The following is a 24,035-nucleotide window of genomic DNA, read 5'->3' on the forward strand; positions in this document are numbered from 1 at the left end:
CCGCCGGGTGGTCGACGAGGCGCCCCAGGGCGCCGGTGAGGTGCGGGTGCGCGCCGGCCGCGAGGCAGGCCGCCATCTCGCGCTCGGGCAGGCCGTCGCTGGTCATGGCACCCTTGAACAGCTTCAGCGCGACCGCCTCGGCCGGGGCCCCGCCGCGGCGCCAGAGCGCCCGGTGCACGCGGCCCGAGGCGCCCTCGCCGAGGAGGTCGCCCGGTTCGAGATCGCGCCAGGGCACGCCCGGCACGTCGCGGCGCCCGGGCGCGTCATCGACGGGATTGCCCGCGAAGGAGGTCCAGGCCAGGGCCGGCAGGGTGGTCAGCCAGGGCGGCAGCGCCTCCAGGCGGTTGGCGGCCAGCCGCACCAGCTCCAGGTTCGGCGCCCCCGCCAGGCTCCCGGGCAAGGCCGCCAGGGCGTTGCCCGAGAGCATGAGCTTCTGCAGGTGCGGGCGCTGCCCGAGGGCGTCCGGCAGGGCGGCGATCCGGTTGTCCGTGAGGGTGAGCCAGCGCAGGGCCGGGGGCAGGGCCTCGCCCGGCACCTCCTCGAGCCCGGTGCCGCGAAAGCCGACCTGGCTCAGGGACGGGCAATCCCCCAGGACCGGCGGCAGGCGGGTGAAGCGGCTGCCCGAGCAGAACAGCACGCGCAGGTGCCGCAGGCGGCCGAGATCCGCCGGCAGCGCGTCGAGGTGGCTGCCGCTGAGGTCCAGGAGCTCGAGGGTGTCGGCGAGGCCGAAGACCTCGGGCGGGAATTCGGCGAGGCCGGGGGGAAAGCGCAGGGCCCGGGCCCCGGCGCAGTCGCCCCGGCGCAGGGAGGCCAGCTGGGCGGCCAGCGGGTCGGCCAACGGGTCCTGGGTCATGTCGGGGGCGCGGGGAGCCGGATCATGCCGCCGGTCCTAGCGCGGGTGGGGGACCGGGCGCACGACTTTTCGCGCGCAGGGCCGCGGCCCGGCCAGCGCCGGCGCGGGGATGGGCGGCGTCGAAGGCCTCCATCAGGCGGGCGGCGTCGACCTTGGTGTAAAGCTGCGTCGTGGCGAGGGAGGCGTGGCCGAGCAGCTCCTGGATCGCCCGCAATTCGCCCTGGCGCGCCAGGAGGTGGGTGGCGAAGGAGTGGCGCAGGGCGTGCGGCGTCGCGCTCGGGGGTAGGCCCAGCCCGCCCCGCATCGCCGCCACGGCGTACTGGATGATCCGCGGCGAGAGCGGGCCGCCCTTGGCGCCGACGAAGAGCGGGCCGTCCGGCGCCAGGGCGTAGGGACAGGCCGCCACGTAGTCGGCCACCGCCGCCGCGACCACCGGCAGCACCGGCACCATCCGGGTCTTGCCGCCCTTGCCGAGCACGGTGACGGAATCGGTGCCCGGCACGGGCGCGTCCTTCGCCCGGATCCCGAGTGCCTCCGAGATGCGCAGGCCCGAGCCGTAGAGCAGGGCCAGCACGGCGGCGTCGCGCGCCAGCACCCAGGGTTCGCGGGTCTCGCCGGCCCGCAGCTCCGGCCCGGTCATCGCCCGGGCGGCGTCGATGGGGATCGGGCGCGGCAGGCGCCGCTCCACCTTGGGCGAGCGCACGGCGCCCAAGGCCGCCACGGTGCCGTGGCCCTGGCGCTCGAGGTGGCGGGCGAAGGAGCGCAGGCCCGCCAGCGCCCGCATCAGCGAGCGCCCGCCGACCCCGTCCGCCCGGCGCGCGGCCATGAAGGCGCGCACGTCGCGCGGTTTCAGGGCGACGAGCTGGGCGATGCCGGGCGGGCCGTGCCGCCCGGCGCGATGGGCCAGGAACTGGCGCAGGTCCCGGGCATAGGCCTCGACGGTGTTGGGCGAGAGGCGCCGCTCCCGCGCGAGTTCGTCCTGCCACGCCCGGGCTTCGGCACGCAGGGCCGCGTCCCCGGGAAACGCCAGGGCGTCGGCGGGGAGCGGGGCGGGACCGGGTGCGGAGGATGCCATCCGGCCACTGAAGCCCGAGAGGCGTTGACGCTCCGTTGCCGAGGGGGCGCGGGGTGGCGGAATCTGACTGCCGGGGAGGTCGGCTTCCGACCCTTTGCAGAAGCCGACAACGTCCGCTTCCAGGTTGCTAATTAGACAGAAGCCTACGACCGGCACGGGTGGAGTTCTGCCAAACTGGTTTCGAATGACAATTCTCGGTCCCAGTCATTCGATAGAGTGGATGTGAGTAAAGTATCCATCCATAGTGCTGTGGTTCGCATGCTGCGAATTGACAGCAACAGGAGCAGCATATGAGAATAGTTACTGCAGCCGTGGCGTGCTTCGTAAGCGCTTCCGGAGCCTTCGCATTAGATACACAGGACATCCACGGGACGTGGCGCCTTTCGAGTGCTACCCGGAAGATCGTGGATACCAATGAGGTAATCGACGCCTATGGTGGTCCTCGGCCAACCGGCTGGATCAACTATGGGAAAGACGGGCGCATGATGGTGATTTGCGCTTTCGAGGGTCGCGAAAAACCTGCGGCAAACGATAAGATGACGGATGAGGATCGGGTCCGCCTCCACAAGACGTTCTTTGCTTACGCAGGCACCTTTAAATTCGACGGCAAGAAAGTCACACATGCCATTGATACGTCGTGGAATGAGGTTTGGACAGGTACGTCACAGGTCAGAGAAGTGGAGTACAGCGATAATAAACTCACACTGGTCACTCCGCCCTTTAAGTTCAATGTCGACGGCAAGATGAGCGTAATCACGCTTGTTTGGGAACGGTATCCTTGAAACTTCAGGGTTTCAGATTCAATATTGTCCTATAATGCCAAGCGGAATCTGGTTTTTCGAAGCATTGTGAGCGATCCGTACGAAAGCACTTATTACGTCCGTTTTAGCAACAGAGTGGATCAGCGCTCAGGGTGAGGTTTAAGTGTGGAGAGGAATGTCCGCTTCGGCGAGAAAGGCCAAGGGCGGCTCCCCACCCTTCTCAGACCCTTGGAAGGTCCGCTTCTCGGCAGCTACGTCGAGGATGACCCACGTCCAGGGTGGTGGATTTCCGACGGTCCGCTTTGGGAAGTGAGGGCTGAGAAAGTGGCCCTCACTCGATCGAGCAACCGCAGTGATCAGCCTTCATCCGCGTTCTCGAAGAGCGGTGTCCTGATCTGGGCCCATGAGGCGTCAGGCGATGCAAATGCCTGGAACCTCGACCTTACGGAACAGATGGGGGCTCGCCCTCGCGCTCTCTGGATACTCCGAGAGTTTCGCCCGAAACTCGGGGTTGGCGAAGGCGGCCCGGAAATGGGCGACGGACTGCCAAACCGCATAGTTCAGAAAGGCACCGCTTCCCGCGATGCCGCGATGAAGCTGTGTCGAGATGAAGCCCGGCTGCCGTTTCATGATCGCCGCATCGCGGCTCCAGACCTCCAGAAGCGCGTCCGCGTCCTCTGGCGGGACGACGAAGGTGTTGATCAAGACGATCGGACCAGCCTCCTCGTCGGCCAACTGGTCGGCGAGGGTCACGGTGCTGTCCATTTCGATGAACGTCGACATCGGGTGCTCCCTGGGCATGCAGGCCAATGAGTTGCCTTCGTGATGCCTACATGGCATCATAATGTCATTATCAGCGAAATGGCATCATGATGTCAATAGGGCGGTGATCTCTGCGATGTCCGAAGTTTCTCGCTCTGCTGAAGCGCTGACCGATCTCGTTCTCACGCTCTTCCGGGTCAACAACGCGACGCTGATCTGGGGCGACCGCCTGGTCGAGCCCTTCGGGCTCACCAGCGCGCGCTGGCAGATCATGGGGGCCATCGCCTGTGCAGATCGGCCGCAGCCGGTGGCTTGGCTGGCCCGGGACCTCGGCGCAAACCGGCAGAACGTGCAGCGCATCGTCAACGAACTCGCCAAGGACGGCTTGGTGGCCTTCGAGACCAACCCGCACCACAAGCGCGCACAACTCGTAGTTTTGACGACGGCAGGTCGGCACGCCTACGAAGCCGCCGTTCGGGCTTGGTTTCCGGCGGCCGACGACTTGGCCAAAGACATCCCTTCCGACGATCTCGCCACGGCGCTGCGTGTTCTCGGAATGCTGCGTAACAGGCTCGCGGAGAGCGGCGCCGATGCCGAGGACCGGAGCGCATAGCTCACGGTCGGCTGACGCTCCCGACGCCCCAGGTATCGTCCACAAGGACGGCTGCTTTCGGGGATCGCTGGCGGAACGTCCGCTTGAGGGCGAAGGGTCAGGGTCTGCTCCCCACCCTCTTCGGACTCTGGGAAGGTCCGCTCCTGGGTTATCGATGGGGTAAGGTCCAACGACTGGGTCGGGTGAAAAGCGGCCGCTCGCGGTGGTCACTTATGCTGCCGCAACGGGATCACGCACCGGACTAAGTTTACTGCCGATACAAGCGGGATAACCATGATCAGGAGCGAGACGGCAGCAAAGGCCCACGGCCACTGAATAGCGGTCTGGCTGACCGGCGTGGCACATGAGCCCGGCCGAACGCTGACGGCGATCTGTTCCCCGAGCTTCGGCCTGTGGCTCCAGTAGCCAAGCGATACATCGGCGCGACATTCTATTTCGCGTCCCTCGGCCATGCCGCTGTATTGGACGACCGCAACGATGACCCCCCGAAAACTACGCGCAGACAACACACGTGCGTCAATACCCTGTCCATCGCGCAATACGGCCTCGTGCTCAAATTGGGATAATGTCAAGCTGCCGAAGTAGTAAGTGAGGACTAAGCCAAGTAGTAGCCCAGCGAAATTCTCTCGGACACGTTGCCTTCGAGCGTCAGCTTGGGTAACGTTTTCCATCGAACCATCGCAACAGCCGCCGGACAAAATGACCCGCGAACCCTACTATCTGGTGTCAGAGTGATTCAAGAAGCTTGGCTGCCACTTGCCTAAACAACCTGACGGTCCGCTTTCGCGCGGTAACGCGAAGAGTCAGACGCCGCCGCTGCACTCGTTCCTGACCCACAGCAGACGTTAAGAAGCGCTTTGCATAGAGCTCTTACTCTGCTTCTGAGAGGTAGGCATGAAGTGGGTGAAGAGAGCCGCACTGGTGTTTTTGGCGCTGATGGCCCTCGCAATTGTACTCAGCGTCCGCGCATGCTGGAAGATTAACGAGGAGATCGACCGCTGCTCTGACCAGACATCAGGAAGCTACATCTGGGATGACGCCGCTCGCCGTTCGGAATGCGGGCGACGATAGGTCCGCTATCCACTCTCAGCGGCCTATCCCATCACCGCGTGATCTAGCTGCGCTTTGAGCCAAGATACTGCTGGGTGTACCGAGCTATCACGAAACACGGCAAGGATAGATTCAAAAGATATATGATGAACGTATATTCTGTGGGAACTTGCAGGACCATGCAAACTCCGACCAACAAAATACTTACAAAGAAAATCTTCAAGGATCGCGAGATTGCTGATCCCAGCGTGGGAACATCAAAGAAAAATTCGACCATAAAATAATAGATGCTTAACATGCGGTTCGCCAGACGCGTCTCATCAGCACTGTAGCCGATAGGTGTGAAGGGCTGCTATCCATTCCGGACCGAAATTGTCGGGCGGCAGACGAGTGTCCGCTTCCAGGAGTCCGAGTGAGGACCGCTCCCCACCCATCACCGACGCAGAGGGGCGGGCCTAACACCCGCCCTCGATCCGAAACGGGCCGCCGCGACGTCTCATTGCCATACAGAAGCGCCCGTCACTCGCCCCACATCCAACCCCTCACCCCCGGCCCATCCGGTCCCCCAAAAAATCCCAGATCCGCGCCTCGGCCCGGCGGGATTCCGGCAGGCCCAGCAGCGGGTAGACGTGCATCAGGCCGGGCTCCTCGTGATAGGCGAGGGGGGCCTCCTCCGCCCGGGCGAGGGCGGCGAGGCGGCGGGCATCGGCCACCAGGATGTCGTGGGTGCCGCAGAAGAGTTCGATCGGCGGCAGGCCCCGCAGGGTGCCGAAGAGGGGGCTGACCCGCTCGTCCGTGAGGTCCCAGTCGCCTGCGTACCAGCGCCCGAGGGTCCGCACGCCCGGGCGCATCAGCATCACGTCCCGGGGTTCGATCCGGGCCTGGGACGGGTCGGCGGTGGTGACGTCGAGCCAGGGCGAGATCAGGACGAGGCCGGCGGGACCGGGCAGGTTGCCTGCGCCGCCGGTCTCCCGCACCTGCATCGCCAGGGACAGAGCGAGGCCGCCTCCGGCCGAATCGCCCATCAGGGCGATCGGCGCGCCCGGATCGGCCTCGGCGCAGGCCCGGTAGACCGCCATCGCGAAGGCGCTCGCCTGCGCGCAGGCATGCTCCGGCGTCAGCGGGTAGAGCGGCACCGTGACGGTGAGGCCCGTGGCCGAGACCAGCCGCGCGAGGAAGCGCCAGTGGAGGCGGGTGATCGGGCTCGTATAGGCGCCCCCGTGCAGGTAGATCACCCGCCCCGTGCGGGCTCCCTGGCCGGGTGCCCCGGCCCCCGTGCGCGGCGCCCGTGCCCCTGCGCGCGGCGCCCGTGCCCCCGTGCGCGGCGCCAGGGTGTAGACCTCGAAGCCGTCGCGGGTCTCCCAGGTCACCGCCAGGGTCCGGCGCAGGGCGGGCGTCGGCCGGGCCGGCCGCGGGCGCCGGGCCACCGCCGCCTCGGGGTCGCGCTCCGCCTGGGCGAAGCTGCGCCGCCGCCCGGTGAGGCGGATCGCCAGGGCGAGGAGGCGCGCGGGCAGGCTGGTCACAGCCGCCCCGCGATGGAGTCGCCGACCCGCAGGGCGTTGGCGATGATGGTCAGGGTCGGGTTCACGGCCCCGATCGAGGGGAAGAAGCTCGCATCGGTGACGTAGAGGTTGTCGATGCCGTGGGCCCGGCAATCGAGGTCGAGCACGGAGGTGGCCGGGTCCGTGCCGAAGCGCAGCGTCCCGGCCTGGTGCGCGGTGCCGCCGATGGGCGTGTCCTTGCCGAGATAGAGCGAGCGGTCGAACAGGTGCGGGTGCACGTCGAGCTTGCCGCAGAGGTCGCGCAGCTTCTGCTTCAGGCGGGTATGCCCCTCCATGTTGCTCTCGGTGAGGTCGAGGCGGACCCGGCCGCCCTCGTAGAAGATCCGGTTCTCCGGCCGGGGCAGGTCCTCCGAGGTCAGCCAGAAGTCGAGGGAATGCTTCGCGATCCAGTCGAAGGGCTTTTCGGGAAACCATTGCAGGAAGCCCGGCAGGCCCTCGCCGTGGATCTGGGTGCCGTCGGACTTGCCGACCATCTGGATGTGGCCCAGCGGAAAGTCCCAGTCGTCCGAACCGAAGTAGAAGTCGTTGAGCCCGAGGGTCTTCTGGAACTTCGTCGGGTTCGGGGTGCGCGAGACTGCCAGCACGGTGGCGTTGTTGTGGCGCATGTAGTTGCGCCCGACCTGGCCGGAGCCGTTGGCGAGGCCGTGCGGGTGCGCCTCGTTGGCCGAGCGCAGCATCAGCAGGGCCGAGGAGAGGGCGCCGCAGGCCACCACCACGATGTCGCCCGAGACCGTCCGGCTCTGCCCGTCGCGCACGAGCTCGACGCCGGTGATCGCCCGCCCGCTCGGGCTGGTGAGGAGGCGCTCGACATAGGCGCCGGTCCACAGGGTGAGGTTCGGGTGCCGGGCCAGGGCCGGGTCGACGCAGATGATCTGCGCATCGGCCTTGCCGTTGGTCAGGCAGGGATAGCCGTCGAAGGCGTCGCAGCGGATGCAGGCCGAGTGCGGCAGGGCCTTCCCGTCGCGCTCGTCGAGGAGCACGCCCACCGGCAGGTGGAAGGGCCGGTGCCCCTCGCGCTTCAAGCCGTCGAACAGCTCCTGGATGCGCGGCTCGTGGGAGACCGGCGGGTAGGCGTAGGGCTTGTCCGCCGGAGGCTCGGTCGGGTCCTCGCCGCGCAGGCCGTGGACGTGGAAGAGCTCCTCCGCCGCCTGGTAGTAGGGCGCGAAGGTGTCGTACTTCACCGGCCATTCCGGCGCCTCGCCGTCGGGGTGGCGCACCACGTCGAAGTCGCGGGCGCGCAGGCGCAGCAGCACCGAGCCGTAGACCTTGCTGTTGCCGCCCACGTAGTAGTGCAGGCCCGGGTGGAAGGTGCGCCCGTCGGCGCCGTACCAGGTCTCGGGCGCCTGGTAGCGCGCATCCACGAAGACCGCCTGACTGTCCCAGTTCTCGCGCTCCCGCGGCAGGTAGCCGCCGCGCTCCAGGAGCAGCACCCGCTTGCCGGTCTGGGCGAGGCGCCAGGCCATGGTGCCGCCGCCCGGCCCCGAGCCCACGATCACCACGTCGTAATGGTCCTGATTCATGGGGGGTTCCATGGGGCGTCCTTCGGGATCCTGCGCCGCGGGCGGGTCGGTTCGCGGATGCCGGCACCGGAGCCTCGCTTGCGCCACGATCGCGCGCCGCGGTGCAGCATCCGGTGCTCCGAACGTTTGAACCCCCGCGCGGGTGCCGCGTTCAACCGCCGATGGCATCACGTTCTGCCGAGCCATCCCATCCCGGCGGGTCGCCCACCTCTCAGGTCAGGACCGGATCTTGGTCGCACTCAGCATCGGTATCGCCTTCGCGGTCCGGCTCCTCCTGGTCCTGCTGTTCCTGCCCTTCAGTGCGCTGGACAAGATCCTGAATTTTCGGGGCGCGGTGGGCCAGGCCCGCGAGCGGGTCCCCAGCACCGGCCTCGCCCGCGCGCTCATCCTCGCCGGGCTCTTCGTCGAGGTGGTGATGTCGGCCGGCATCCTCACCGGCATCGCCGACCGGGCCGCGGCCTTCGTGCTCGCCGGCTATTGCGGCGTCACGGCCCTCCTGTGGAAGCAGTTCTGGCGCCCGGGCGACTTCTGGGCCGGCGGCGACAGCAAGGGCCGGGGCCTGTTCTGGGACTTCCTCAAGAACGTCGCCCTCGCCGGCGGGTTTCTGCTCATCACCTTCGGCACCGGGGCCGACACGGTGCGGCTCTTCCTCGCCGACCCGCTGGCCTCCTCGCAGCCCTACCGCACCACCCCCGTTTCCACCCCCGTCAGGACGAGCCCATGAGCGACGAGACCGCCCCCGAAAAACCCCGCGTGCCCTACTGGCACCTCTGGACCGACGCCGAGGGCGTCAGCCACCAGACCCGCTGCGCCCTGACCGATTTCGACATGAAGTCGATGCAGCCGCCGGCCGATCCGCAATGGCAGGGCACCAAGACCCATGATGGCGCCACCGTGATGGTCACGGTGCAGCCGGTGGGCTGGACCGGCGCCTGGCACGAGAACCCGAAGCCCCAATGGATCATCCCGCTCTCGGGGCGCTGGTTCGTCGAATCCATGGACGGCACCCGGGTCGAGATGGGGCCCGGCGAGATCTCCTTCGGGGAGGACCAGAACACGAAGGCGGTGGACGGGCGCCAGGGGCACCTCTCCGGCACGGTCGGGCCTGAACCCGCCGTGCTGATGGTGGTGCAGTTCGATGCGCCGCCCACCGTCGCCACCCCGTGCCGGTTCCGGTAGCCCCATGGCGTCCACGCTCCCGAATCCGGGCGTCGAAATCGTCGATCCGCGCTTTGCCGGATACCTGCTGGGCAATGCCGAACTGGAGGAGATCGCCACCGGCTTCCGCTGGATCGAGGGGCCGGTCTGGTTCGGGGATGCCGACTGCCTGCTGTTCCAGGACCTGCCGCGCGACCGCACCCTGCGCTGGAGCGAGGCGGAGGGGCTCTCGGTCTACCGGGCGCCCTCGCACTTCGCCAACGGCCAGACCCGCGACCGCCAGGGCCGGCTGATCGCGTGCTCGCACCGGAACCGCTGCCTCACCCGCACCGAATACGACGGCGCCGTTACCACCCTCGCCACCCACCATGCCGGGCGCCGCCTCAACGCCCCCAACGACGTGGTGGTGGCCTCCGACGGCGGGATCTGGTTCACCGACCCGGTCTACGGCATCGCCACCGACTACGAGGGTGGGCGCCAGACCTCCGAGCAGCCGCCGGCCCTCTACCGCCTGGACCCGGCTTCCGGCGCGGTCCGCGCCATGGCCACCGATTTCGACGGACCGAACGGGCTCGCCTTCTCCCCCGACGAGCGGAGGCTCTACGTCTCCGAGACCGGCGACCAGAGCCGGCCGAACCCGCGCCAGTACATCCGCGTCTTCGACGTCGGCTCCGACTTCGCGCTCTCGGGGGGCGGGGTCTTCCACACCGTCGCCCCCGGCTACTGCGACGGGATGCGGGTCGACGAGGACGGCAACGTCTGGAGCAGCGCCGCCGACGGCGTCCACTGCATCGATCCCTCCGGCAACCTGATGGGCAAGATCTTCGTGCCCCACCGGGTCTCGAACCTGACCTTCGGCGGCCGGATGAAGAACCGCCTGTTCATCGGCGGCTCGCACACCCTCTACGCGATCTTCCTCAACCGGCGCGGCGCGCAGACCCCATGACGGGGGACGTAAAGCCGGATAGCGGGGCCGGACCGCTGCGCCTGGACCGGATTCGCCTCGTCAGCGCCGATCCTGAAACGCTGGCGCGGTATTTCACGGCGGCGCTCGGGTTTTCCCGCGTGACCTCGACACGACCTCTGGTCGACCGGCGAACCACTTTTGGCGAAACCGTCGTGTCCCTCCGGCTCGGCGCGCAGGCCGTCGACCTCGTCGGGTTCGACCGTCCGGGGCGGCCCTATCCCGACGCCGTGCCGGGCTGGAGCCCCCTGTTCCAGCACATCGCCATCGTGGTCTCGGACATGGCGGCCGCGGTCTCACGCCTGTCGGCGACGCCGGGCTGGCGCCCGATCTCCACGGCCGGGCCGGAGCGCCTGCCGGCGGCCTCGGGCGGCGTCACCGCCTTCAAGTTCCGCGACCCCGAGGGGCATCCCCTTGAATTCCTTGCGTTTCCCCCCGGGCAGGTACCGGAGGCCTGGCGCAGCGGCGGCCCCGATCCCTGCCTCGGCCTCGATCATTCGGCGATCTCGGTGACGGATACCGCCGCGAGCCTCGCCTTCTACGCGGGCCTCGGCTTCAGGGCGGCGTCGCGCTCCACCAATGTCGGTCCCGCGCAGGCCCGCCTCGACGACGTGCCGGACCCGCACGTCACCGTGACGGGCCTGAGGCCGCCGGGGGCACCGACACCGCACGTCGAACTCCTTGACTATGCAGGGGAATTTTCCCGCGGCGGTCACGTCTGCGACGACCGCGACATCGCCGCCACCGTCCTGGTCTTCGCCGGCGCCGATGGCGCGCCCCGCCACCTCCGGGACCCGGACGGCCATCGGCTTCGGCTGACCTGAGATCCTCGTCCGGAGCGGCCCGCCCGTGGGGCGCAGCGCCGAATGCGCCCGGAACCGGAAATTCACGGCCTGCGGACCCCGTCGCGCACGCCCTCGCCGGACGGCGTGTCCGCCTGCGTCGCGATCCAGGCCAGCGCTGCAGCCAGATCGCGGAAAGGCGCCGGCCTCGGAGAACCGAGGTTGCCGAAACCCACCTCCAGGAACCAGTGTCCGGCCTCCGGGCCATGGTCGGCCGAGAGTTGGATCAGGATCGCGACGAGGAGCCCCTCGTCCATGACCAGCCGGCCTTCCTCGTCGCTGCTCCCTGTCCGGATCCGGATGGACTGGAGGCTCAGCGTCATGGGCCGGGTGGCCGCTTCTGATGCAGGTAGGCCGGGTCGAATTCCGCGCGGTTCGTCAGTGCGTCCCAGTCGTGGATGACGAGGCGCTGCCCCTGAAGGGTCAGCAGTCCCTGGCCGCGCAGATCCTGTAGGACGCGGTTGACGTGGACGTTCGAGACGCCGATCGCATCGGCGATGTCACCTTGGGTGAGGGGCATCTCGCAGGCGAAGTCCCGCGCCAGTCCCATGCCGTGCAGCTTCAAGTAGATCTCGCAGAACAGGTGCGTGATCCGGCCGAGCGTCGAGCGGCGTCCGATATTGGTCATCCACTCCCGGAAGATCGCCGCGTCCACGAGGGTATCCCGCCAGAGGGCGGCCGTGATGCCGGGATGGTTGCGGGTGAGGTCGAGCATCGCCTCGTGCGGGATGAAGGCCAGGGTGCAGGCCGTCAGGGTGCTGAGGCTATGATCCATCACCGGCAGGTGCAGGCTCTGCAGGTCGGGGATGTCCCCGGGGATGTGGACCGACAGGATCTGCCGCTTGCCCTCGTCGAGGAGCTTGTAGCGGAAGGCCCACCCTTCGAGCAGGAGGCAGCATTGCTTGGGATGGTCGCCGTCGCGCACGATGTCCTGATGGGCGCTCAGTTGCCGGCGCGTGACCGGCAGGCGTTCGATCGCCCGACGCTCGAGGTCCGAGACGGTGATGATCGTCTCCAATTTTCGAACGAGCAGGCTGAGATCGGTGCCGGCGGCAAGGCTCATTGCGCAAGTGCCTTTCTCGGGCAGGTTTGGCGTGGGCAGGAGTGACGCATCGGAACTCCGTAGACCGGCCGGACCGCGCAATCCTCACCTACTAACATGAAGACAGGTGGGGAGGTGCCCGCGTTGGCCGGGTCTGCCCGCGGGTATCGACCTCGCCCTCTCGCCAGGGGGTGTTCCCGAATGGGCCTGCTTTAACAAGGCGAACGCCGGCGCATTAACAAATATCAGTGACAGGCCTGACTACGCCGATCAGTCTGAAAGTATCACGCGGATGTGAATGGGCCCTTCGCTGGTGGAAGCGATCCCCGATCTTACCGAAGAACGTGGCGGGGGCGTGAGAGACCCGCGCCGCTTCGTTCAAGTCCAGATCGGCCACACCCCCTGGGGGCATGCGACCCTGCCCCTGCAAATCCGTCTGGCTCGCGGATTCTCATGTCGCATGACCGGGTGGGCAGGGATGAGATGCCCGTCACCCACGCATTCCTGGCCCAGACCCTGGGATCCCAGCGCCTCGGCACGACCCTCAGCGTGCAGGCGCTCGAGGCGCTCGTCGCCAGCAGCAACGGACCGCCCGAGGGCGAATATCACCGGCTCATTCCGCAGGGACCGGACCCGGAGCGCGGCGCCGGGATCTGAGCCGGTGTGTCCCGTCGGATGCGCGCGGCCTGACGCGGGTCTGAAAGGCGGGGCTGGGCGGTTGCAGCTGTTGAGACTCGAGCCGCCCAGCCCCTATCGGAGCGCGGACCTTGGGAAGGAGGCACTTCGATCGGGGGGGGAATCTGCATTCTGATGGAACGCGATCACCCACGATTACGTCGCACCACGTGATGTCCGCGGAGCGCCTTTTAGAAAGTCGGAGCCGACGCAGGCACGTGCGGCCACATCTTCAGTACGTCGGCATCACGGCTACCGGATTCAAGCGCATCGAAGTCCGGGCCTCATGGAGGACCCGCCTCTCGCCAAAACTCAGTCGTTATTCTGGACGAAGTCCCATGCGAATGGTTGGGAGGCGGTCCGAATTGAGGCAAGATCTCATGAATATTCAAAGATAAATTTGAATAACAGAAATGCATGAAGATAATCGGTCGCGGGGCGGATTTGGAAGATTCCATGGCAGGGGCCGACCTGCACACGGTTCGCGACGAGAAATGCCTGTGGACTTGGTCGACCACGGCACCGTACAACCATTCCAAAGACGGGGCCGCCGCCGCGGACATCCGGCGGAGCACGACTCACGACTGGGCAACACGGCAGGAAACGCATGATCCGTTTGAATTTGAACGGCGCCATCCGCGAGGTCGAGGCCGAACCCGACACGCCGCTCCTCTGGGTCATCCGCGAGCAGGCCGGCCTCACTGGCACCAAGTACGGCTGCGGCATCGCACAGTGCGGCGCCTGCACGGTGCATATCGACGGCACGGCGGTGCGCTCCTGTTCGATGCCGGTCTCCAGCGTCACCCCTGACCAGAAGATCGTGACGATCGAGGGCCTGTCGAAGGATCGCTCGCACCCGGTGCAGAAGGCCTGGGCCGAACTCGACGTGCCGCAATGCGGCTTCTGCCAGTCTGGAATGATCATGGCGTCGGCGGCGCTGCTGGCGCAGAACCCGCACCCGAGCGAGGCGCAGATCCGCTCCGAGATCACCAACATCTGCCGCTGCGGCACCTACAACCGCGTCCTGGCCGGCATCAAGCTCGCCGCCGATGGCGGCCAGGCCGGTTGAGGAGACAGCCATGAATGCCCTCGCGAACAAGCCTTCCCGACGCGCTTTCGTGGCCGGCGCCGTTGCCGCCGGCGGCCTCAGCCTCGGATTTCACGTGCCCTTCCCCGAGGCTGCCGCGCAGGAGGCTCCGCCGGCGCTCACGCCCGAGGTCAATGCCTGGGTGGTGATCAAGCCGGACGAGACTGTGGTGATCCGCATCGCCCGATCCGAGATGGGCCAGGGCACTCTCACGGGCCTCGCCCAGCTCGTCGCCGAGGAGCTCGGCTGCGACTGGAGCAAGGTGGTCACCGAGTATCCCACGCCGGGCCAGAACGTCGCCCGCGGCCGGGTCTGGGGCGATTTCGGCACGGGCGGCAGCCGCGGCATCCGCGAGTCCCAGGACTATGTTCGCAAGGGGGGAGCCGCCGCCCGCATCATGCTGGTCGAGGCCGCCGCCCAGGGTTGGGGCGTCGCTCCTTCGGAGTGCCGGGTCGAGAAGGGCGTGATCAGCCATGGGGGCTCCGGCCGCACCACCACCTTCGGTGCGGTGGCGATGGCGGCAGCCAAGGTCACGCCGCCGAAGGACATCGTCCTCAAGGATCCGAAGGACTGGACCATCGCCGGCAAGCCGGTGAAGCGCCTCGATACCGTCGAGAAGACCGACGGCAGCCAGATCTACGGCATCGATCTCACCATGCCTGGCCTGCTGAACGCGGCAATCCGCGACTGCCCCGTCTTCGGCGGCACCGTGAAGAGCTTCGACGCCAAGGCTGTCGAGGGTATGCCCGGGGTCAAGAAGGTCGTCGCGGTGGGCGATACCGGCGTGGCGGTCATCGCCGACACCTTCTGGCGTGCCAAGACCGCCGTGGAGGCCCTGCCGATCGTCTGGGACGAGAGCCCGAACGGCCAGGTTTCGAGCGAGACCATCGCGGCGACCCTGCGCGACGGCCTGGACGCCGAGGACGCCTATGTGGGCAACAAGGGCGGCGACGTCGCGACCGCCCTGAAGGGCGCGGCCCGGGTCGTGGAGGCGACCTACGGCGTCCCCTTCCAGAACCACGCCACCATGGAGCCGATGAACGCCACGGTGCGCTGGACCCCGGAGCGCTGCGAGGCCTGGGCACCGACCCAGAACGGCGAGGCGGCGCTCGCCGCCGTGGCCGAGGCCGCCGGCCTCTCGGCGAAACAGTGCGACGTCTACAAGCTCCTGCTTGGCGGCGGCTTCGGCCGGCGCGGCGCCACCCACGACTGGCTGCGCCAGGCCGTCCTCATCGCGAAGGAGATGCCCGGGACCCCGATCAAGCTGATCTGGACCCGCGAGGAGGACATGACCCACGGGCGCTACCACCCGATCACCCAATGCCGGATGCGCGCCGGGCTGGACGACGCCGGCAACGTCACCGGGCTGCACATGCGCATCTCGGGGCAATCGATCCTGGTCTCGGTGGCGCCGAACCGGATGGTGGACGGCAAGGATCCGGTGGTGTTCCAGGGGCTCAATGCCGGCGGCGCGGAGGCCGCGATCGGCTACGCGATCCCGAACATTTTGGTCGACCACGCCATGCGCAACCCGCACGTCCCGCCGGGCTTCTGGCGCGGCGTGAACATGAACCCGAATGCGATCTACCTCGAATGCTTCATGGACGAGCTCGCCCATGCGGTGGGACAGGATCCCCTGGCCTTCCGGCTGAAGCTGATGGAGCAGCACCCCAAGCACCGGGCGGTGCTGCAGGCGGTGGCGGACAAGGCCGGCTGGGGCTCGAAGCCCCCGGCAGGCGTCCACCGAGGTCTCGCCCAGATGATGGGCTTCGGGTCCTACGTGGCAGCGGTGGCCGAGGTCTCCGTCGGTGAAGACGGGACGGTCAAAATTCACCGCATCGTCGCGGCCACCGATCCGGGCCATGCCCTCAACCCACAGCAGATCGACGCCCAGATCGCGGGCTCCTTCGTCTACGGCCTGTCCGCGGCGCTCTACCAGGAATGCACCGTCAAAAACGGCCGCATCGAGCAGACGAACTTCGACACCTACCCCGTGATGCGGCTCCAGGAGATGCCCGTGGTCGAGACGATCGTGATGCCGTCGGGCGGCTTCTGGGGTGGGGTCGGCGAGCCCACCATCGCGGTGGCGGCCCCCGCTGTGCTGAACGCGATCTATGCGGCCACCGGCAAGCGCGTGCGCCAGATGCCGGTGAAGAACACGGACCTGCGCCGGGCGTGATGCGCCCGGCTGTGCTCGCGGCCTGGCTGCTCGCCGGGTCCGTCGGGATGGTCCTGGCGAGGGAGCGCCCGCCGCCGGGGGCTTCCTCCTGCGCCGGGTGTCACGCCGAGGGGGCCGCGATGGGGGCGATCGACGGTCGCCCGGAGGCCGAAATCGCGGCGGCGCTCGCCCAGTACCGTTCGGGCGTGCGACCCGCGAGCGTGATGAGCCGCATCGCCAGGGGTTTCTCGGAGGAGGAGTCCCGAGCGATCGCCGCCTACCTGTCGCGGCAGCGTCCGGCCGCCCCCGAGACGAGCCAGGAGCGACCATGAGCCCGACGCGCCGCGCGGTCCTCGCCACTGGGGCGGCCTTCGCTTTGGGGCGGCCGGCTCTGGCTCAGGGCGCGGCGAAGGTCGTGGTGATCGGCGGCGGCTTCGGCGGCGCCACCGCCGCGCGCGCACTGCATGGCGGCGGCCTCGACGTGACCCTGGTCGAGGTGAACCCGACCTACGTGTCCTGCCCGTTCAGCAACGAGGTCATCGCCGGGCTCCAGCCGATGGCGGCGCAGCGGTTCGGCTACGAGGGCCTTGCCCGTGCCGGCCTGCGCGTCGTGCACGCCGCTGCCACCGGCATCGACGCGAATGCACGCCGGGTGACGCTCGCAGACGGCACCGCACGCACTTATGACCGACTCGTGCTCTCGCCGGGGATCGACCTGCGCTTCGACGCCATTCCCGGCTACGACGCGGCGGCGGCCGAGCGCATGCCCCATGCCTGGAAGGCGGGCGAGCAGACGCTGCTCCTCGCCCGGCAGCTCGCCGCGATGCCCGAGGGCGGCACCGTGGTGCTGGCGGTGCCGGGCAATCCCTATCGCTGCCCGCCCGGCCCCTACGAGCGCGCGAGCCTGATCGCCCATGTGCTCAAGACCACCAAGCCCCGCGCGAAGCTGATCCTCCTCGACGCCAAGGACACCTTCTCGAAGCAGCGCCTGTTCCAGTTGGGCTGGAAGGCCCTCTACCCGACGCAACTCGAATACGTCCCCCTGGCGGAGGGCGGACAGGTCACTGCCGTCGACCCGGACGCCATGATCGTCCGCACCGACTTCTCGGACTACAAGGCCGACGTGGCCTGCATCATCCCGCCCCAGCGGGCGGGGCGGATCGCCGCCGTCGCTGGCGTCGCCGACCGCAGCGGCTGGTGCCCGATCGATCCCGTCACCTTCGAATCCCGGCTGGTGCCCGGCATCCACGTCATCGGCGACGCGGCCATCGCCGGGGCGATGCCGAAATCCGCTTTCTCGGCCAACGCCCAGGCCAAGGTCTGCGCCGACGCGGTGATCGACCTCCTGGCTGGCCGCGCACCCGAGACGCCGAAGCTGATCAACACCTGCTACAGCCTGGTGGCGCCCGGCTACGGCATCTCGATCGCGGGCGTCTACCACCCGGCGGGCGGCGTCCTCGCTGACGTGGAGGGGGCCGGCGGCATCAGCCCGGTCGACGCGTCGATGGCCCTGCGCGAGCAGGAGGCCCTCCACGCCGCCGACTGGTACCGCACCATCACCCGGCAGGTCTTCGGGTGAGGCGCGTGCCCGGATGGGTCTGGATCGGCTGCACGATCCTGGCCGCGCGGGCCGAGGCCGCGGCGGGAGCCGAACCGGGCGCGGAGCCCCTGCGGCCCGTCACCGTCGTCGACCGCGCCATACCCGCCAGCCTGACCGGCGTGCCGGGGGATCCCGCGCGGGGCCAGGCCCTCGTGACCGACCGCACCAAGGGGCTCTGCCCGCTCTGCCACGCCGGGCCGTTCCCCGAGGAGCCGTTTCCCGGCAATCTCGGCCCCGACCTCGTGGGCGTCGGCGACCGGCTTGCGCCCGGAGCCCTGCGCCTGCGCCTCGTGGACGGCCGGGTCTTGAACCCGGACACCATCATGCCCTCCTATTACAGCCTCGCCGGCACCACGCGGGTCGGCGCAGCCTGGCGCGGCCGGCCGGTGCTGGCACCCCAGGAGATCGAGGACATCGTCGCCTTCCTTGCGACGCTACGCGAAACCCCTTCGGAGAGGCCGGCGCCGTGAGCCCGCACATGTCCCACCACCCGAGCCGACGCGGCGTCCTCGCCCTTGGACCCGGCCTCGCCGCGACCGTCGCCCTGCGCCCGGTGGCGGCCGGGGCCGCGATCCGCACCGAAAGCACGGCCGAGGCCATCCGGCGCTTCGCAGGCGAGGCCGAGATCCTCCCGGGGCGCGTCCGCCTCGACCTGCCGCCGCTGGTCGAGAACGGCAACGCGGTGACGATCACCGTGGCGGTGGACAGCCCCATGACGCCGGAGGACCATGTCCGCCGCATCGCGGTGTTCAACGACAGGAATCCGCAGCCGAACGTCATCACCGTATACCTAGGGTCGCGTGGAGGTCGCGCTGCGATCACGACCCGAATCCGCCTCGCCGACACGCAACGCATCACCGCCATCGCGGAGACCAGCGACGGGCGCTACTGGTCGACCACGGCCGACGCCATCGTCACCCTCGCCGCCTGCCTGGAGGGCTGAGCCGCCATGGCCCGCACCCTGATCAACGTGCCGAAATCCGCCCAGGTCGGCGAGGTCGTCACGATCAAGACCCTGATCTCGCACCCGATGGAGACCGGCTTCCGGCCGGGGGCCGACGGGCGCATCCGCCCGCGGGACATCATCACGGAGTTCGCCTGCCTCTACGACGGCGAGACGGTGTTCCGGGCCGAGCTGTTTCCGGCCACCGCAGCCAACCCCTACCTGACCTTCAGCCTGCGGGCGACGCGGACGGGCACGCTCACCTTCACCTGGCGCGGCGACAACGGTTTCTCGCAGACCGAGACCGCGACCCTGACGGTGACGTGAGGCGGTTCGCGCTCCTGATGGTCGCGGTCCTGTCGGCGGGGCCGGGGCGGGCGGACGGGAGTCCCGCCGCCGCGCGGCGCTCGGGCTTCGACACCATGAGCCCCGACATCCAGGCGATGCAGCGCGACGGCATGGCCAACCCGGCCCTGCTCTGGCTCGCGGACGGCGCCGACCTCTGGGGCAAGCCGCCGGCCCCGGGCCGGCCCGCCTGCGCCGGCTGCCACGGCGAGGCCGGGACCACGATGCGCGGCGTCGCCGCCCGCTACCCGGCCTGGGACGCCGAGACCGCGGCCCCCCTCGACCTCGAGGGCCGGATCAATGCCTGCCGGCGGCGCCACCAGGGCGCGGAGTCCTATCCGTACGAGAGCCGTGAGCTCCTCGGGCTCGCCGCCTACGTCGCCGCCCAGTCCGCGGGCCTGCCGATCACGGCCCCGGACGATCCCCGCCTCGGTCCCGCCCGGGCGGCCGGCAAGGCGCTGTTCACGCAGCGCATGGGCCAGCTCGGCCTGTCCTGCGCCGCCTGCCACGACGACAACCCCGGACGCCGCCTCGGCGCGGCCCTGATCCCGCAGGGCCACCCCACCGGCTATCCGCTCTACCGCCTGGAATGGCAGGGGGTCGGGTCCGTGCAGCGGCGCCTGCGCAACTGCATGACGGGAATGCGGGCCGAGCCCTTCGCCTACGGCGGGGAGGAGTTCGTCGCCCTGGAGCGCTACCTCATGGACCGGGCCGCGCCCCTGCCGGTGGAGACCCCGGCGGTGCGCCCGTAGGGGTCAGCGGAGCCGGGCCAGCACGAGCCCGCCGGCCGCGGTGAGCAGGACGACGATCCAGGGGGGCGCCCGCCCTGCGGTGAGCAGCACGAAGGCCAGGACCGCGAGGGCGAAGTCGCGGGCATCGCCCACGGCGCTGACCCAGACGGGATCGTAGAGGGCGGCTCCCAGGATGCCGACCACGGCGGCGTTGGTGCCGCGCATCGCCGCCTGGGCGCGGGGACGGGCGCGCAGGCCGTCCCAGTAGGGCAGGGCGCCGTAGACCAGGAGCAGGCCCGGCAGGAAGATCGCCACCAGGGCGATGACCGCCCCGGGCAGGCCGTGCGGCACCGGGCCGACCGCCGCGCCGAGATAGGCCGCCACGGTGAAGAGCGGCCCCGGCACCGCCTGGGCGGCGCCGTAGCCGGCGAGGAACCGGGCCGGATCGATCCAGCCGGGGCCGACCACCTCCGCCTGCAGCAGCGGCAGCACCACGTGGCCGCCGCCGAACACCAGGGCGCCCGCGCGGTAGAAGGCGTCGAACAGGGCGAGCCCCTGGCCCGCCGGACCCGCGGCGCCGCTCGGGGCGAGCAGGGCCGGCCCCATGAGGGTCGGCCCCACGAGCAGCCCCGCGAACAGGATCAGCGCCACCGCGCCCGCCCGGCGCGAGACCGGCACCGCGAGGCGGCCGACGGTGGCGGCGGGCGCACCCCGGCACAGGATCAGCCCGGCCGCGGCCCCGAGGGCGATCGCCAGCACCTGTCCGACGGCGCCGGGCAGGAAGACGACCCCCATCAGCGCCGCGACGGCGATCCCGGCGCGGGGCCGGTCGGGGGTGAGCGTGCGGGCCATGCCCCAGACCGCCTGGGCCACCACCGCCACGGCCACGAGCTTGAGGCCGTGCAGCACGGCCTCCGCCCAGGGGCCCGTCAGGGCGCCGGCCCCGAGGGCGAAGGCGAGGAGCACCAGCGCGGAGGGCAGCGTGAAGGCCGCCCAGGCGGCGAGCCCGCCGAGGAGGCCGCCGGCCCGCAGCAGCCCGAGGGAGAAGCCGACCTGACTGGAGGCCGGCCCCGGCAGGAACTGGCACAGGGCGACGAGGTCGGCATAGCCCGCCTCGTCGATCCAGCGCCGGCGCTGCACCAGCTCGTCCCGGAAGTAGCCAAGATGCGCGATCGGACCGCCGAAGGACGTCAGACCGAGCTTGAGGAACACGCCGAACACCTCGGCGGCCCGGCCGGGACCCGGACGCGTCTTGGGGAATGGAGGCTGTGCCTGCCCGTTCACGCGGTGATCCTCATCGTCGACACGTCTGCAGCACCCATCCCGCTCTCGATCGACCATGGACCGGTTCGGCGGGCGGATACCATCCGGCGCGGCCTAAGTCGCGGCGATTCCCACCGGCCGGCCCGTCCCCGGGGCGCGGCGCACCGGCGGACCGCAGGCGCGCCGCGCGGGAAACGCCCAAACGAGGCGCAGAGCAATCAAGTCTCGCTATAGTACGCATCGTCCTAAGTAAAGTACGGATCGTCACCTAATCAATCGACTCGAAGGTCTGTACTTACAAATCCATAAACCAATCCCGGTCGAGATTGATGTGCCTAGACGGCATTGATGGCTCCAAACCTGGATTGCATCTCATGGACTATTCTGTTGGTCTAACTCAGGCTGCGCGTGACAACGTGCTCTCTCTGCAGAACACCGCGTCGCTGATGTCTACCAATCAGGAGCGCCTGACGACTCGAAAGAGCGTCAACAGCGCCCTGGATGATCCGGTCAAGTATTTCACCGCGCAGGCGCTCACGGATCGCGCCGGCTCCCTGACGAGCCTGCTCGCAGGCATGTCCAACGGCATCCAGACCATCAAGCAGGCGTCGAATGGCCTCGACACGATCAGCACCTACGTGAAGTCGATGCAGGCGGTGGTGCAGCAGGCCCAGAGCAGCGCCGCGCAGAACCTGCCCAAGATTTCCGGGACCGCCGTCCTCGGTGCTCCGAACTTGGCCACTGCCGCGGGCATGAGCGTCCGTGACTACTCCCTCGGCATGACCCTGATCGCTCCGGTCGCCCCGGCCAAGGCCGGTGCCAACGGAAACGTCGGGCTGGCGACGACCGTCAACACCCTGCAGATTTCGGCTGGCAACGCGAGCTACAGCTACACGATCACGGCGTCCGACACGGTCGCCGACCTCGTCAGCCAGATCAACAAGTCGGGCCTCGCCACCGCGTCGGTGGACAACCAGGGTTTGATGCAGGTGGTCGGCGAGGGATCCGATCCTCTCACCATCAATCTCGGTGCCGCCGCGACGCCGCCGGCGACCGGCTTCACCGCCAACACGACGGCGACGACGCGGATCTTCGGTGCGAAGTCGAATGCCGTCGTCGGCGGCCTCACCTCGGCGGCCCGCTCGGCTCTGGTCGAGCAGTTCAACACCTTGCGCACCCAGATCGACTCCGCAGCCAAGGATTCCGGCTTCAGTGGCATCAATCTGCTCAACGGCGACAAGACCTCGGTCGTCTTCAACGAGTTGACCGGGCCGGACCAGTCAAAGCTCGTCGTGCAAGGCACGGTGACCAACTCAGCAAACCTAGGGATCGGTCTGATGCAGGATATAGCCACGTCCGCCGGTGGGTCGAACTTCGGCATCCAGAACAACGCGGACCTCACGAAAGCGGCGGACGCGCTGACCGGTGCGCTCAACACCCTGAAGACCCAATCGAACGTGCTCTCCTCGAACATGTCGATCATCCAGACCCGCCAGGACTTCACCAAAAGCATGACCAACATCCTCGCGACCGGCGCCTCCAACCTGACGGCGGCGGACATGAACGAGGAGGTTGCCAACTCGCAGGCCCTGCAGCTTCAGCAGTCGCTCGGCGTCTCGGCGCTGTCCCTCGCCAATCAGGCGAACCAGAGCATCCTGCAACTCCTGCGCTAAGCGGACCCAGCAACTCGGCGCGGTTCGATTGACCGCGCCGAGTTGCGCCCGGGGTTCGCGCACGCCGGTGCGACCGCGGCCCCTCTCTCAGCATGATCCGGCCGGCCATGGCTCTCGCTTCCGAACTGTCCAGATGGCTTGCCGCAGGGGCAGCGCTGACGGGTGCCATCGTGATGATGACGCAGTCCGCCCCCTCGTGGGACGGTGTGCGGATCGGGCTCGTGTGTCTCGTCTCATGGGCGATCTTCACGACAATCGGGTTTGCAGGCGGGTTTGAGGCACTCGTTACCGGCCGGACGCGCAAGCGGGCCGGACGTTCATCGACCGGGCGCCCGGCAAAACCGGACCCGGCCGGGCCCCTGACGGACGGCCCTGCCGCGAACGAGCGGACATCGCCGGAAGCCCCGTCCCCGCCTGCTCCAGCCTCGTCCGCCGCATCCCTTCCGGCCCATCGGAAGCGGATTCTACAACGGAGATTTCTCTGATCCATCCGGTCTGACAATTTTCAGTCTCATCTATGTTCAAATAACTCTGTTTCGTCTCAGCGTAGATTACAGATAAGTGTAGATTACTATCAGGTCTATGGGCCGCTGATCGCGGGCTCGTTCGGGAATTATTCTGTCGAATGCAGAGTCGACCGCGATGAAAGACGAGCCTGATCCGTTCCGTTGCTGTTGGAATAGTTCCAAGGTCATACGCCAGTGACCTCCTGGATTATCCTCCGGCGGGCCGCGATCGGGGCTTCCGGTCGGCACCATCGTTCTTGGACCGTCCCGCGTTGCGCGTGCTCCACTCTCCCGGCGTTCGAGATTGGCAGGCTTCCGTCCGAGGGGCGGAGCGACCCGTCAGACCACCCGTCCGGTCCGGACTAGGAAATAGTCTTTCTGTTTCCGGGATGAGGTTCGAAGTCGCAGTCTATAGGCCAACTTATAATGTAAATTATAGATATATCTGAATCTTATGGAAGATAGATACGGCGCCTGATCTTTCTCTATCCCAGTCGGGAGGAGCGATTGCATGGTGTGCCCATTCGACCGAGATCGCAGGCGCTGTCCGCGGCCTCCGCGTCGCCCGTCGATGCGGGTTCCGCACCCTGGGCGCCCTTTTCCGAGGATGGGCTTCGCCGAGGGAATCCGCCGCAGGCACGCGCCTGGTCGGGCGGCACGCGTCGACGAGTCCGACCGGGACGCACGCATCTCCGCGAACCGACTCAGGGCCGTTTCAGTCAGCCAAAACCGCGCGCGTGCACGCAAGACGGGTGCAGCGCAGCGCGCGCGGCGTTCTGAGACTGACGATGGCGTGTGCACGGACGGACGTTCCGTCCTTCAATCCAGACAATCCATCCCGGAGCGTGCGGA

The 24,035-nt window shown here is 68.5% G+C and carries 23 protein-coding genes and 1 pseudogene; 16 read left to right on the forward strand and 8 right to left on the reverse strand.

Features of this window, described 5'->3' with window-relative positions; translation table 11 throughout:
- Both ASF18_RS24750 and ASF18_RS13140 read right to left on the reverse strand, forming a co-directional pair.
- A pseudogene (locus ASF18_RS24750) lies at window positions 1-853 on the reverse strand (leucine-rich repeat-containing protein kinase family protein); the annotation flags it as partial.
- 22 nt (window positions 854-875) lie between these two features.
- Complete coding sequence (locus ASF18_RS13140) at window positions 876-1,928, reverse strand: tyrosine recombinase XerC (RefSeq protein WP_056211788.1); 1,053 nt, start codon at window positions 1,926-1,928, stop codon at window positions 876-878.
- A gap of 290 nt (window positions 1,929-2,218) precedes the next feature.
- Between ASF18_RS13140 and ASF18_RS23050 the strand changes: the two genes are divergently transcribed.
- Window positions 2,219-2,710 (forward strand): lipocalin-like domain-containing protein, encoded by a 492-nt coding sequence (locus ASF18_RS23050; RefSeq protein WP_082487487.1) that lies wholly within the window; start codon window positions 2,219-2,221, stop codon window positions 2,708-2,710.
- A gap of 390 nt (window positions 2,711-3,100) precedes the next feature.
- Here ASF18_RS23050 and ASF18_RS13145 read toward each other — a convergent pair whose 3' ends face one another.
- Complete coding sequence (locus ASF18_RS13145) at window positions 3,101-3,472, reverse strand: antibiotic biosynthesis monooxygenase family protein (protein WP_056352143.1); 372 nt, start codon at window positions 3,470-3,472, stop codon at window positions 3,101-3,103.
- A gap of 115 nt (window positions 3,473-3,587) precedes the next feature.
- Between ASF18_RS13145 and ASF18_RS13150 the strand changes: the two genes are divergently transcribed.
- Entirely contained in the window at window positions 3,588-4,064 is a 477-nt protein-coding gene (locus ASF18_RS13150) for a MarR family winged helix-turn-helix transcriptional regulator (RefSeq protein ID WP_056352146.1), read from the forward strand.
- A gap of 1,592 nt (window positions 4,065-5,656) precedes the next feature.
- On the opposite strand, the gene ASF18_RS13155 is transcribed toward ASF18_RS13150, so the two are convergent.
- The gene (locus ASF18_RS13155) at window positions 5,657-6,637 is read right to left on the reverse strand and encodes an alpha/beta hydrolase (RefSeq protein WP_056352149.1); all 981 of its coding nucleotides are present in this window, start codon (window positions 6,635-6,637) and stop codon (window positions 5,657-5,659) included.
- Window positions 6,634-8,208 (reverse strand): GMC family oxidoreductase, encoded by a 1,575-nt coding sequence (locus ASF18_RS13160; protein WP_244472693.1) that lies wholly within the window; start codon window positions 8,206-8,208, stop codon window positions 6,634-6,636. Before ASF18_RS13160 ends, ASF18_RS13155 begins: the two co-directional genes overlap by 4 nt.
- 217 nt (window positions 8,209-8,425) lie before the next feature.
- Here ASF18_RS13160 and ASF18_RS13165 point away from each other — a divergent pair, with 217 nt between their 5' ends.
- The 4 genes from ASF18_RS13165 to ASF18_RS13180 are packed head-to-tail and all read left to right on the forward strand — an operon-like array spanning window position 8,426 to window position 11,142.
- On the forward strand, window positions 8,426-8,920 hold the full coding sequence (locus tag ASF18_RS13165) for a DoxX family membrane protein (protein ID WP_056352155.1): 495 nt from the start codon (window positions 8,426-8,428) through the stop codon (window positions 8,918-8,920).
- Window positions 8,917-9,375, forward strand: a complete 459-nt coding sequence (locus ASF18_RS13170; protein WP_056216166.1) for a hypothetical protein — start codon at window positions 8,917-8,919, stop codon at window positions 9,373-9,375. The genes ASF18_RS13165 and ASF18_RS13170 overlap by 4 nt, the downstream gene beginning before the upstream one ends.
- A 4-nt stretch (window positions 9,376-9,379) precedes the next feature.
- Window positions 9,380-10,300, forward strand: a complete 921-nt coding sequence (locus tag ASF18_RS13175) for an SMP-30/gluconolactonase/LRE family protein (RefSeq protein ID WP_056352158.1) — start codon at window positions 9,380-9,382, stop codon at window positions 10,298-10,300.
- A complete protein-coding gene (locus ASF18_RS13180; RefSeq protein WP_156394165.1) occupies window positions 10,297-11,142 on the forward strand; it encodes a VOC family protein in 846 nt (281 codons plus the stop codon). Before ASF18_RS13175 ends, ASF18_RS13180 begins: the two co-directional genes overlap by 4 nt.
- A gap of 62 nt (window positions 11,143-11,204) precedes the next feature.
- On the opposite strand, the gene ASF18_RS13185 is transcribed toward ASF18_RS13180, so the two are convergent.
- On the reverse strand, window positions 11,205-11,483 hold the full coding sequence (locus ASF18_RS13185; RefSeq protein WP_056352161.1) for a hypothetical protein: 279 nt from the start codon (window positions 11,481-11,483) through the stop codon (window positions 11,205-11,207).
- Complete coding sequence (locus ASF18_RS13190; RefSeq protein WP_056216157.1) at window positions 11,480-12,223, reverse strand: Crp/Fnr family transcriptional regulator; 744 nt, start codon at window positions 12,221-12,223, stop codon at window positions 11,480-11,482. The genes ASF18_RS13185 and ASF18_RS13190 overlap by 4 nt, the downstream gene beginning before the upstream one ends.
- A gap of 462 nt (window positions 12,224-12,685) precedes the next feature.
- Here ASF18_RS13190 and ASF18_RS23725 point away from each other — a divergent pair, with 462 nt between their 5' ends.
- The 9 genes from ASF18_RS23725 (at window position 12,686) to soxA (ending at window position 19,762) form a co-directional block, all read left to right on the forward strand.
- The gene (locus tag ASF18_RS23725) at window positions 12,686-12,859 is read left to right on the forward strand and encodes a hypothetical protein (RefSeq protein WP_156394164.1); all 174 of its coding nucleotides are present in this window, start codon (window positions 12,686-12,688) and stop codon (window positions 12,857-12,859) included.
- Between the two features lie 625 nt (window positions 12,860-13,484).
- Window positions 13,485-13,946, forward strand: coding sequence for a (2Fe-2S)-binding protein (locus ASF18_RS13195; protein WP_056216155.1), 462 nt, complete (start codon window positions 13,485-13,487; stop codon window positions 13,944-13,946).
- Window positions 13,947-13,956: 10 nt separating this feature from the next.
- Entirely contained in the window at window positions 13,957-16,143 is a 2,187-nt protein-coding gene (locus tag ASF18_RS13200) for a molybdopterin cofactor-binding domain-containing protein (protein WP_056352165.1), read from the forward strand.
- On the forward strand, window positions 16,143-16,454 hold the full coding sequence (locus ASF18_RS13205; protein ID WP_056275969.1) for a c-type cytochrome: 312 nt from the start codon (window positions 16,143-16,145) through the stop codon (window positions 16,452-16,454). The genes ASF18_RS13200 and ASF18_RS13205 overlap by 1 nt, the downstream gene beginning before the upstream one ends.
- Window positions 16,451-17,701, forward strand: a complete 1,251-nt coding sequence (locus tag ASF18_RS13210; RefSeq protein WP_056352178.1) for an NAD(P)/FAD-dependent oxidoreductase — start codon at window positions 16,451-16,453, stop codon at window positions 17,699-17,701. Before ASF18_RS13205 ends, ASF18_RS13210 begins: the two co-directional genes overlap by 4 nt.
- Before the next feature lie 89 nt (window positions 17,702-17,790).
- Entirely contained in the window at window positions 17,791-18,192 is a 402-nt protein-coding gene (gene soxX, locus ASF18_RS13215; protein WP_244472723.1) for a sulfur oxidation c-type cytochrome SoxX, read from the forward strand.
- A gap of 8 nt (window positions 18,193-18,200) precedes the next feature.
- Complete coding sequence (locus ASF18_RS13220; RefSeq protein WP_056352180.1) at window positions 18,201-18,665, forward strand: SoxY-related AACIE arm protein; 465 nt, start codon at window positions 18,201-18,203, stop codon at window positions 18,663-18,665.
- Between the two features lie 6 nt (window positions 18,666-18,671).
- Window positions 18,672-18,992, forward strand: coding sequence for a thiosulfate oxidation carrier complex protein SoxZ (gene soxZ, locus ASF18_RS13225; protein WP_056216145.1), 321 nt, complete (start codon window positions 18,672-18,674; stop codon window positions 18,990-18,992).
- Window positions 18,993-19,009: 17 nt separating this feature from the next.
- On the forward strand, window positions 19,010-19,762 hold the full coding sequence (gene soxA, locus ASF18_RS13230) for a sulfur oxidation c-type cytochrome SoxA (RefSeq protein WP_056352828.1): 753 nt from the start codon (window positions 19,010-19,012) through the stop codon (window positions 19,760-19,762).
- Window positions 19,763-19,765: 3 nt separating this feature from the next.
- Here the strand turns inward: soxA and chrA are convergent, their stop codons facing one another.
- Entirely contained in the window at window positions 19,766-21,025 is a 1,260-nt protein-coding gene (gene chrA, locus ASF18_RS13235) for a chromate efflux transporter (RefSeq protein WP_056352184.1), read from the reverse strand.
- A 308-nt stretch (window positions 21,026-21,333) separates the two neighbouring features.
- On the opposite strand from chrA, the gene ASF18_RS13240 reads away from it, so the two are divergent.
- Entirely contained in the window at window positions 21,334-22,677 is a 1,344-nt protein-coding gene (locus ASF18_RS13240) for a flagellin (protein WP_082487493.1), read from the forward strand.
- Window positions 22,678-24,035 lie beyond the last annotated feature (1,358 nt).

Source organism: Methylobacterium sp. Leaf89 (assembly GCF_001422215.1).
Classification (GTDB): domain Bacteria; phylum Pseudomonadota; class Alphaproteobacteria; order Rhizobiales; family Beijerinckiaceae; genus Methylobacterium.